The organism is Phycisphaerae bacterium, from assembly GCA_035384605.1.
Lineage (GTDB): Bacteria > Planctomycetota > Phycisphaerae > UBA1845 > PWPN01 > JAUCQB01.
Window position 1 is genome coordinate 14,698 of record DAOOIV010000081.1, and the last position, 10,592, is coordinate 25,289.

Sequence of the window (10,592 nt, forward strand, 5' to 3'; positions counted from 1 at the left end):
TTCCTGCAACGCTGTATCACAGGGCCGGATGTACTGCTGGACTGGGACTGCATGAACTGACGTGGTGCCAAGACGGCACGAGGTAGCATACGGATGAAGAATGGATTCAGAACCTCGGGGGCCAAGGGCCGTCGTCGACGGTTGTCGCTGCTTGATTCGGCCATCGGCAAGGATGCATTCACTCTGATTGAGGTGCTCGTTGTTGTCGCCATCATCGCTTTGCTCCTGGCCATGCTCTTGCCCGGGTTGAGCAGGGCCCGACGACAGGCTGCCACCGTGGTTTGCCTGAGCAATCTGCATCAGATGCTCACGACCACGCAGGCCTATACCGCCGTGTATTCGGGCTTTTACCCTCCTTCCCATGACACGGTGACCGCGCCGGCCGCCAACGGCGATTCAGACCGCCAGATCGACTACGGATGGGACATCACTCGAATCACGGACCTGATGACTGGCAAGGTCCGTGTTCTTCCCGGCTTGATCTGGCAGGGCAAGACCATTGAGGCGATTCAGCAGTGTCCGGGCTTTGCCGGCCCGGCCATGTGGGCGGATGATCGCTACACCGGATACAACTACAACAGCAGCTACATAGGCGCTTTCCGGAAGAGGAAGGAAAAGACCGTGTCTCTTGGGCCGGCCGCCCCGGCACAGGCAGTCTCCTGGTCCGTCGTGGTTCGCCCCGCTCGACAGGACGAGATTCGAATGCCCTCGCTGTGCGCGCTCTTTGGAGACGGGGAGTATGTCGCGGGAGCCAACAAGTTCATGCGTTCCCCCTGGGGCTCCGAGCAGGGGGCTCGGGACACCTGGGTCAACAGCGGTCGAGGAGCCGGAACGCAGGGATACCGACACACCGGGCGGACCAATGTGGCCTTTGCCGATGGTCACGCCCGACCATGGAATCGCAGACACACCGAGACCTACGACCTTGAGAAACCATACATCGGAGATAACAACGGTTTCCTGTCGCCAGACAACAGCCTGTATGATCTCAAGTAGCGGCAGTCCGCTTTCCACTCGAAAAACTATTATCTCACTAAGGCTTTAGCAGCTCGACCTCTTGGTAAGATCGGGGGCAATCCTATCGGACGGTGAGTTTCACAGGACTCACAGGTTTCGCCATTTTATGAGCAGTCCGCCCCACGGGCCTTGCGTCGTGGGGATATGGGCCGGTATACTGAATACGATGAAGCTAGGGTCACCGCGCCAGCGGTGAGGGGCAAGGGAGAGTTGTCGGCGCGGCAGTGTGCGTAGCTGACGAAGGGAGAGAGGGGAAAGGGAGGAGAGAGGAGATCGTGCGTTTTAGTCGTACGTCTCAAAACGCCGTTCTGCTTGTCCGTTCCAGCACAGAGGGTACCGAAGGACTGATTCGGTCTCTGGAATCCCGAGGCGGCTTCGATGTCGTCTGGGTGCAGTCCGCTGCGGAGGCCGTGACCAGGGTGGCAGCCGACCTCTGCCCGCTGGTGCTGTACGATCTCGCTGACGCGGCAAACGTGGCCATCTGCCCCGGCCCGACGGCCCAGTCCGGTTGTGACGCGAGTCAATCCGGTACCCTTCTTAGCCAGGGCCTCCAGGTTTTCAGGCAGATCAAACAGCAGTCGCCTCATTCGCAAATCGTAGTTCTGATCGCCCAGGGTGCCGACGTCACAACCTGTTGCCAAGCCGTGGTTTCAGGCGCCACCAGTTTCGTGGAATGGGCTCCCTGCATGGCAGTGGACCAGGTGGTGGACACCCTCAAACAGGCCTTGGACCGATACGAGGCCTCCGTCCGCGAGGGCGAAGACCTTAGGTCTCGAGCCATCTTTGACGAGGCTGGCATCGCGGGCAGAAGCCAGATCATGGCCAAGCTGCTCTTTCAGGCCAAGCGGGCGGCCTTGGTCTCAGATGCCCCCGTTCTGGTCTGCGGAGAGTCGGGCACCGGTAAACAACTCTTGGCAGAAGCCATCCATCGGATGGATCCCAAACGCCGCAATTATCCGTTCCTGACCGTCAACTGTGCGGCCATAACCGGAACACTGGCGGAAAGCGCCCTTTTCGGTCACCGGAAAGGCGCGTTCACGGGAGCCACACAAGACCGCCCCGGTTACTTCTTGGCAGCCGACAAGGGAACACTGCTCCTCGATGAAATCAGTGAGTTGGAAAAACCGCTGCAACCCAAGCTGCTGCGGGTCCTCCAGGAGGGCAAGATCCTGCCCGTCGGTGACGATATCGAGCGCCAGGTCAATGTACGGGTTATTGCCGCCTGCAACCGCCCGCTCCCCATACTTGTGCAAACCGGAGAGTTCCGCCTCGACCTGTATCAGCGGCTCAACGTGATCTCGCTCACCATGCCGCCGCTCCGAGACCGACCCGAGGACATCCCACCGCTGGTGCAGTTCTTCCTCCGCCAGTACGCCTCCTATTATCCTCGTCCCATCGAAGGCGTCGACGAGCGGGTATACGAAGTCCTTTCACGCACGATCGGCTCCGGAAACGTTCGCGAGCTGGAAAACGCGGTTCGGCAGATCCTGGCATTCAAGGTGGCCGGTACGCGAATCGAACTGAGCGACATTCCGCCGAGCCTGCTGAAAAAGCAGGCCACGCCCGATCCCGATGTCGAAATGGTCAATGTGCTCAGCTCCGCGGTAGACGCCATGCTCCGTGGCGGCCGGCTCACCCTGGCCGAGATGGTCGAGCAGTTCGAGGCAATGATTCTGAACGAGGCCATGTCGCGATCCACGGTGACCCATTGCGAACTGGCACAACGGCTGGGCCTCAGCCGACGAACCTTCTACCACAAGCTCCGCAAGTATGATCTCCCGCGGCCCAAAAAGCCCTGAAACGGCCACATAGCCTCAGTACGTCGGCTCGTTTCCCGGCTTCCACTTGATATTGCAGCCGATGCTTGGCTTCTGGTCGGAATGGACCGGTTCTCCTGCCAGGACGGCGCTGACCGCCGCCCGAAGATCGGCACCGGTTACGGGCTTGCCGTTGCCGGGTCGACTGTCGTCCATCTGACCACGGTAGACCAGTCTGCGCTGGCCGTCGAATAAGAAAAAGTCCGGCGTGCACGCGGCCCGATATGCCTTGGCCACCTGCTGACTGGAATCGTAAAGGTAGGGAAACGCGTAGCCGGCCGCCACGGCTTCCTCTCGCATCTTCTCGGGACTGTCCTCGGGATAACTGTTGACGTCGTTCGAGTTGATCCCCACAACGGCGACGCCTTGGTCCTTGAACTCAGCGGTCATTCGCGCCAGTTCAGCCCGAACATGCTTCACATAGGGACAGTGGTTACACATGAAGATCACCAACAGAGCCGGCGCTTCGGAAAAATCCGAAAGGCATACCGTCTTCCCTGAAGTGTCCGGCAGTTGAAAATCCGGAGCGCGAGTCCCCAGGGGAAGCATTGTCGATGGCGTCAATGCCATACCGTCGGTCCTCCAATGTGGTTGGTACGGTGCTTTTCATGTCATTGTAGACCTCCCCCCGGCCTTTGACGAATCCCGATCGGCCTGTGTGAACTTGCGGGCTGTCCAAGTGCCCCGGTATGCTCTGCACAGGCCCGGCAAATGGGTGTGCGAAAGGAAAGGTGCGACTAATGATGACCCGCGGAAAAACCTGCTTGCTCAAGGGTTTCCTGCTTGTTCTGGCTGCCACTGCCCGCTCACCGGCAGCCTTGGCGGACACGGTCACCAAGCCCATTGATATCAGCGACCGCAGACAGGTGTTCATCGACGGCCGGTTCATGACCCGGGCGAAAGGCCTCGAGCTGACCGTTCACCAGCCCCGAAAGACCGGCGAAATGACTATCAAGCCCGACCACGAATGGGAGACAGGCGGCGTTGGTCCTTATAGCAGCGTCATGAAGGTCGGCGACACATACCACATGTGGTATCACGTCATGGACACCGTGCAGTGGCACACCGGCGAGAAGAATGGCTGCATCTGCTACGCCCGCTCCAAGGATGGCATCCATTGGGAGAAGCCGGAACTGGGCTTGATCGAGTACAAGGGCAACCGCAGAAACAACATCGTTGTCGGCCACGGCGCCGCCGGCGCGCAAATCGGCCAGGACGGTGTCATGGTCTTCCTTGATCCCAACGCCCCCGACGATGAGCGTTTTCGCATGCTCGGCAGGTTCGACGTGCCCGTCGAGGCGGGCCAGGCGATTCACATCTTCTCCTCAGGCGATGGCATCCATTGGAAGAAGACCCATGAATCGGTCTGCACCGCCCGCCCGCAAGAGCAAGGGCATCACCTCGACTCCCAGAATGTCATCTTCTGGGACGACCGCATCAACAAGTACGTTTGCTACGTCCGCAAGAACCGCAGCGACCCCGGCTCCCAGGGCCGCTGCATTGCTCGCGGCGAATCAGATCATCTGGGCGGCTTTCCGGCCGTGCAGGACCTCCCCATCGTCTTCGGCGGCGATCGCGACGACCTTCACCACGGCGACACGCCGGTGGTTGACTTCTATATGAGTGCGGCCATTAAATACCCGTGGGCCCAAGACGCCTACTACATGTTCCCGACCGCCTACTATCACTACATCAACGGCTTGGCCGAGTTTCCCAAGGAAGTCCCGACCAACGCCGGGCCGCTCGACACGCGATTTGCGGCCAGCCGCGACGGCATCAACTGGCAGCGATTTGACCGCCGGTCATTCGTCCCGCTGGGCATGAAAGGGGAATTCGACTGGGCCTCCACGCGGGTCATCTGGGGCCTCGTGCCGGACGTGTCGGGACGCGAGATGTACCTGTACTACCGGGCCAGCGACTGGCTCCACGGTTGGGACCGCGACGAGCGTAACAAACGCCTCCTGGCCGAAGCCGGCCTGAACGCCAGCCAGAACATCGCAGTGCTCAGCCGGCTGGTCTCACGCCGCGACGGCTTTGTCTCCGTGCGAGGAGCCTACACCGGCGGCGAGTTCACCACCCCGCCCCTTGTGTTCCAGGGAAGCAAGCTCAGCCTGAATGTGGACACCTCCGCGGCCGGGATCGTCCAGGTCGAGATCCTGGACGCCGACGGCCGCCCCATCAAGGGATTTGCGCTTGACGATTGCGACCTGATCCACACCTGCAATGAGGTCGACCGGGCGGTCACCTGGAAACGCAACAGCGACGTGAGTTCGCTGGCAGGCAAGCCGATCCGCCTGCATATGACCATCCGCGACGCGGACCTGTATGCCTTTCAGTTTCAGCAGTAGCTGTCGCCGATGAGCTGTCAGCGATCAGCGATCAGCCCAAGCGAGCCGCCGCCTTTGACCTGTGGCCCCGGATTCCCATCCGGGGCCGCTCAGTCCATTTCTTCGATGCCGCGCACCCCGAGACCGCATCGACAACCTTGGTGACAATTGTGCGGGTTTACTCCTTCGGCACCGTCATGTCCGCCAGAAACTCATCCGTGACCTTCTTGCCCAGCAGAAAGCACTTGCGGTCAGGGTGCCACAAAACGTTGTTGCCGCCGCGAGTGGTGAAGCTGCTGTAAATGCCGATGGCTGTGTTGACCTTCGGATCGACCTCCTTGCTCAGGCCGTTCGGCCCGACGTTGTCGTTGTCCATAAACTGCTTGGATTCGCTGAACCAGATGGGCTGATCGGCCGTCGGGCGGAACTCGCCCAGCGCCAGGAACGCCGGTCGTCGGGGCTCGCTGGTTCGCTCGGATCTCCCTTCAATATTGCCTCGATTGTTATGATGCAGCAGAACATAACGACCGTCAGCCAACTGGTAAATGGGGCAGCACGACACCGGCTGAAGAATGGGCTGGCCGTGGTCCTTGCGCAGCAACGGACGCGGATTGCACCACGTTCTCCCATCGTCGGCCGACACGCTGTACCAGATGTAGCCGGAATTGGTTCGCATCACGCAGAATAACCGTTCATCCGGCAGGCGAACGATACTCGGCTCCTGGGCGATGCTGAGCAGCGGGTGCATGAAGTGGGGGACGCGCAGGGCCTTGTCGCCCCAACCTGAATAGCTGACCTTCAAATCCTTGGGTTCCGGGTTTGCATCTACGTTCTCAAAACGCATGAACTCGCACACCGACTCGATCTGCGTCCAGCCCTCGACTTTCTTTAGTGTGGCCCGGGCCGGGTTGAGCCAGTGAGTGTATCCGACAAGAAAGCCGCCGTTCATGTCCCGCATCGGTATCTGCCAGACGATCCACTCGGCCGGCGTCTTGCCGGCAGGGTCGTCATACGGACTCTTGGGCATCGGAATGGTCTGCGGCTTTGACCAACTGCGGCCGTTGTCGTCGCTGTACACCGCGTCCATCGTTCCGGTGTGCATGGGAATCCAGCCGCTGATGCCCTGGTGCTGGTTGTAGACCACATAGATACGTCCACGCCTGGATACCATCGGGAATGCCCAACTGGCCATGTGCGTCGGGTCGTCAGGCGTCCGCGGCCCGGCGACGTGCGAAGGCGATGCCCAGGTCTTGCCGTCATCATCGGAGCGCGAAAAAACGATGCGGTTCTTCGGGCCGGGCTGTTCCAGAGCCTGCGTCCACACGGCCATCAGCGAACCGTCCGGCCCCTCAAACACCAGGAAGTGCTCGTTGTGCGAATCGTGCCTCGAACTGTCCCAGTGCTGCGGGACATAGACGACGTAATCCGGCTTGCTGCGATGGGCCTCGCGGAGCATGTGGGCCCGGACGTCGGCCGGGCTCTTCGCAACGCCCTGAGCCCGTGCTGCCAATGAGAACGCCGGCAGGGTACTGGCCATCGCCAATGTCAGGATGATTCCGTTGCGACGAGCAGCAGCTTGTGAGCAGAGGCGGATCAGTGTCGACAGCATGGTTTGTTCTCCAGAGATAGCCACAGATAGACCCTTCAATTCATCAGGTCACCGGTGGCGTCGATTGTCAGCTTCAATGGTGTTCGAGTGTCTCGCTTGTCATGAAGGACGAGTCGCCGCGCTCCACTGGCTGAGCTTGGCCCGAATCGTCTCAACCTTGAAATCCGCCGGGCGAGGCTCATCCTGGTTGGCATCCAACTCCTCGAACGTCGGCGTTTTCGATGGCACTCCCTTGGGCGGCACCTCGGCGCCGGCCACCCACGTCAGGGCGTTGAGCATCAGCTTGCGATAATCGTCATGCGCCCAGTTCCAGTGAAAGTGCCCACCCGTAAACCCGAATCCGCGCCCACCATCGGGTCGCTCGAAAGCCCATGCCACCACCTCCAACATGCCCTTTCTCGCCCGAACGTGCGGATTGCCGCTATAGGCGCCGTCCGGCCCTTCTCGTGTCCGCTCAGGCGGAACTGCGCTGAGAATCGGCGTGACGTTCTCCATGTTCTCGCGGAACCGCATGTGGTAGTACCACTCGTCCTCAATCTCGAACGGCCTGACCCCCCGCGTGATCGGGTGATTCGGCAACTCCGCGAACCGCGCGGACCAGTGCGGGTTGACCGACCAGTGCTGCTCGAAGTAGCCGCCGATCCATTTGAGCATGTGGTCGCCGACCGGTCCCTTGGGCACGTCGAGTGCGTAGTGCAGAACGGCCAAGCCGGCGCCTCGGTCAACCGCGGCCCCGACCTCGGCAAGGCGGTTGTTGATCATATTGCCGCCGGCCCCGTCGGCGAAGAAGACGATCGCGTTGGCATTGTCGAACGCCGTCGGGTCGGTTGGCCGGCCATTGCGGTACACCACCGCATGGACGGCAGGCACATTCTCGTTCAGCAGTCTGGCTAGCAGCAGGCACCCCGCATTGTGCTCGTGACTTCCATAGCCGTGACTGGCCGTGCCGGCCACAAATACGATCTTCTTCTTGCCCTCCATCGGCAGACGCTTAAGCCGAATGTCGCGGAACTGCACCTTCATGGGATCGCCGGCGTGAAGTTGCAGGGCCAGGATGCCCGAACGGCGCGAGGCCTGACGGTCTTCATCGACGGCCTCGATCATGACTTGCCCGTTGATCTCGTGCACGTAGCGGTTGCCGCGGGCGACCACGCGGTAGCTGTTCCAGTCCTGATTACGGATCTTGGCGGCCAGTTCCTCGGCACTGCCGATCGTGCCCACGACCCTGGCCTTGTGGTCCTCGCCAATGACAACCTTCTGACCCCGCTGGGCCAGGATGCCCCGAGACCGCTCGCTGTACAAGATGCCGGTGTACTTGTTTGTGGCGTCAATGTCGGCCTGCTCGCCGGCCGCGACCCACTTGCCCCACTTGTCGGGATCCTCCCAACTGCGATACTGAATGCCACTGTTCCCGCCGAAGATGCGATACTCAAGCACCAGCTCGAAATCATCAAGCTCGCCATCTCGCCAGATGAGGAAAGTGTTGTGCTTGAGCGGCTTGTCCGGCGTGGTCTGACCGGTAATGGCTCCATCCTCGATGCGCCAATAGACCGGGTCGCCGTCCCAGCCGTTGAGCGTTCTACCATCGAAAATGGACCTGAACTCCTCGTTGATGGCTTGGGCGCTCGAAGTCGTTGACATGGCAACCACAGCGGTAAGACCGATGAGAGTCGTTCTCAACAGCATGACCATTCCTCCCACGCAGATCGAGCCCGGCTGGCTGCCGGGTCGGCCGGTCCCCACGCAGGTTCAGGCTTGGGTCGATAGTATAGCTTCTCGTCCTGAATCTGGGCAGCCCACCGCCGCCGCGCCGGCCACTTCCCCAAGCTTGCATGCAAGACGCCGCCGACGACCTTTCCGGCTGGCAGCTTCCACCTGCTCGAACGGTCTCCCCGGCCGCTTGCCCGCAATGCACAACCGACGTGACGAAAACAGCGCCAACGACCGTTATCCCCTCCTCACCGCAAGCCGTCGATCCGCCGGCCGCATGCTGGGATCGGACATCTCGTTGATTCCTCCTCCGGCCGTTTCTATAATCAGGTCCTTTGAGATGGTCTGAGGTGTCCAACCGAGGCGCGCGAGACAGATGTTCGCCTCAAGAGGCCGTGTTCACGATGCGCGTGCAGATCAACGGCAAGGATGAGGATATTGATCCGGGCACGACCGTGGCCGCGCTCGTGGGGCGATACAACCTGCAGCCGAAGCACGTGGCCGTCGAGATCAACTGCGATTTGGTCCCCCGAAAGGTCTTCGATACGACCCGCCTGAAAGAGGGCGACCGAATCGAGATCGTAACCCTTGTCGGAGGTGGTTGAATGACCGATGCGGGCATCAAGCTCGGTCCTTTTCAGTTCTCATCCCGTCTCTTCGTGGGCACGGGAAAGTACTCGAACTACGAGGTGATGAACCAATGCTTGGCGGCGTCAGGCTGCCAGGTGGTGACCGTGGCCGTGCGCCGCGATGTTCTGCGGCCGGAGGGCGGCAAGCGGGAACAGAGCCTCTTGGATGCCCTGGATCCGACCCGTTACACCATTCTGCCGAACACGGCCGGCTGCTTCAGCGCCGAGGACGCCGTCCGGGCTGCCCGGCTCAGCCGCGAGCTTCTTGAAGGGCTCGACAACCCCGGAGCACAGTGGGTCAAGCTTGAGGTCCTCGCCGACAAGAGGACGCTTCTGCCCGACCCGATCGGCAGTCTCCAGGCAACCGAGAAACTTGTCAAAGAGGGTTTTGCCGTTCTGGTCTACACCTCCGACGACCCGATCATGGCCAAGCGCCTCAAAGAGGCGGGGGCCACGAGCGTTATGCCGGCCGGCTCGCCCATCGGCAGCGGACAGGGCGTCCTCAACCCCAACAACATCCGGATCATCATCGAGTATCTCAAGGAAAATGATCCCGACTACCCGGTGATCGTCGACGCCGGCGTGGGAACCGCCTCGGACGTGACCGTCGCGATGGAACTGGGCAGCGACGGCGTGCTCCTCAACACCGGCATCGCCGGAGCCGCCGACCCCGTCCGCATGGCCCATGCGATGCGACATGCGGTCGAAGCGGGCCGACTGGCCTTCTTGGCTGGCCGTATACCGAAAAAACTGTACGCGACCGCTTCAAGCCCGACCGAGGGCGTCATCGCCCCGGCCGCTCGAACGCGTTGATGGAGCCTCCGGTGCAGCGCCGAACCCGAAACAGAATCTGTATCTGGCTGATCGTCGGTGGTCTGGCCAACTTCCTGGTCTACACCGTGGTCTACGCTTATCTGGGGGGGGACGCCCGAAACGGCGCCAAAGAGAAAATCACCGACCCCGATGGCCGGGTGGAAGAGATGTTTTACATCCGCGGCCACTTCCTTCATGGCGCCGAAGTCGGTCGGCCCACGGCCGTCTCACGGGCGGTCTGGATCTACAGCTATCTTCACTCCATCTCCATCTGGCCGACGCAAGGAGTGATGATGATCTGCATGCTGATTCTCGCCCAGCCGCACATCATCGCGACCATGCAGGAAAGCAACTGGATCCGGGGTCCGACCTTTGTGGCGGTTGCGATCACTCTCGTGGCGGTTGTCTATTCGGCAATGTCCATCTGGTTTGCCATCGGCTTCGTCAGGGATCTGACGGCGTGATGATCGAGGCAGTCTGCCCGTGTCGACAGTCAGTGAGGTTCTCGGAATCGATGGACTCATCGCCCGGCGGTTGGCCGGTTACGAGCACCGTCCCCAGCAATTGGAGATGGCCGCAGCGGTGGAACGGGCGTTCGGACGGTCCCGCCACCTTCTCGCCGAGGCCGGCACCGGCGTGGGCAAGAGCTTTGCCTACCTCGTACCGGCCA

General features: G+C 61.2%; 10 protein-coding genes. 7 read left to right on the forward strand and 3 right to left on the reverse strand.

The genetic code is table 11. The features are described 5' to 3' along the window. The first annotated feature begins 93 nt into the window (after nt 1-93). Together PLL20_15825 and PLL20_15830 are read left to right on the forward strand one after the other, a co-directional pair. Nucleotides 94-996, forward strand: a complete 903-nt coding sequence (locus PLL20_15825) for a prepilin-type N-terminal cleavage/methylation domain-containing protein (protein ID HPD31459.1) — start codon at nt 94-96, stop codon at nt 994-996. Between the two features lie 296 nt (nt 997-1,292). Then, a complete protein-coding gene (locus PLL20_15830; GenBank protein ID HPD31460.1) occupies nt 1,293-2,816 on the forward strand; it encodes a sigma-54 dependent transcriptional regulator in 1,524 nt (507 codons plus the stop codon). Between the two features lie 15 nt (nt 2,817-2,831). Here the strand turns inward: PLL20_15830 and PLL20_15835 are convergent, their stop codons facing one another. Next, entirely contained in the window at nt 2,832-3,404 is a 573-nt protein-coding gene (locus PLL20_15835) for a thioredoxin family protein (GenBank protein ID HPD31461.1), read from the reverse strand. A 170-nt stretch (nt 3,405-3,574) separates the two neighbouring features. Here PLL20_15835 and PLL20_15840 point away from each other — a divergent pair, with 170 nt between their 5' ends. Next, nucleotides 3,575-5,182, forward strand: a complete 1,608-nt coding sequence (locus PLL20_15840; protein HPD31462.1) for a hypothetical protein — start codon at nt 3,575-3,577, stop codon at nt 5,180-5,182. Nucleotides 5,183-5,339: 157 nt separating this feature from the next. Here the strand turns inward: PLL20_15840 and PLL20_15845 are convergent, their stop codons facing one another. Together PLL20_15845 and PLL20_15850 are read right to left on the reverse strand one after the other, a co-directional pair. Further along, nucleotides 5,340-6,770 (reverse strand): sialidase family protein, encoded by a 1,431-nt coding sequence (locus PLL20_15845; protein ID HPD31463.1) that lies wholly within the window; start codon nt 6,768-6,770, stop codon nt 5,340-5,342. Between the two features lie 99 nt (nt 6,771-6,869). Continuing rightward, nucleotides 6,870-8,456, reverse strand: coding sequence for a DUF1080 domain-containing protein (locus tag PLL20_15850; protein HPD31464.1), 1,587 nt, complete (start codon nt 8,454-8,456; stop codon nt 6,870-6,872). Between the two features lie 428 nt (nt 8,457-8,884). Here PLL20_15850 and thiS point away from each other — a divergent pair, with 428 nt between their 5' ends. From thiS to PLL20_15870, 4 genes are all read left to right on the forward strand, one after another. Then, entirely contained in the window at nt 8,885-9,085 is a 201-nt protein-coding gene (gene thiS, locus PLL20_15855; GenBank protein ID HPD31465.1) for a sulfur carrier protein ThiS, read from the forward strand. After that, nucleotides 9,086-9,922, forward strand: a complete 837-nt coding sequence (locus PLL20_15860; GenBank protein HPD31466.1) for a thiazole synthase — start codon at nt 9,086-9,088, stop codon at nt 9,920-9,922. 11 nt (nt 9,923-9,933) lie between these two features. After that, on the forward strand, nt 9,934-10,386 hold the full coding sequence (locus PLL20_15865; protein HPD31467.1) for a hypothetical protein: 453 nt from the start codon (nt 9,934-9,936) through the stop codon (nt 10,384-10,386). Between the two features lie 19 nt (nt 10,387-10,405). Then, nucleotides 10,406-10,592 (forward strand): hypothetical protein (locus PLL20_15870; protein ID HPD31468.1); only part of this gene is annotated, 187 nt, incomplete at its 3' end.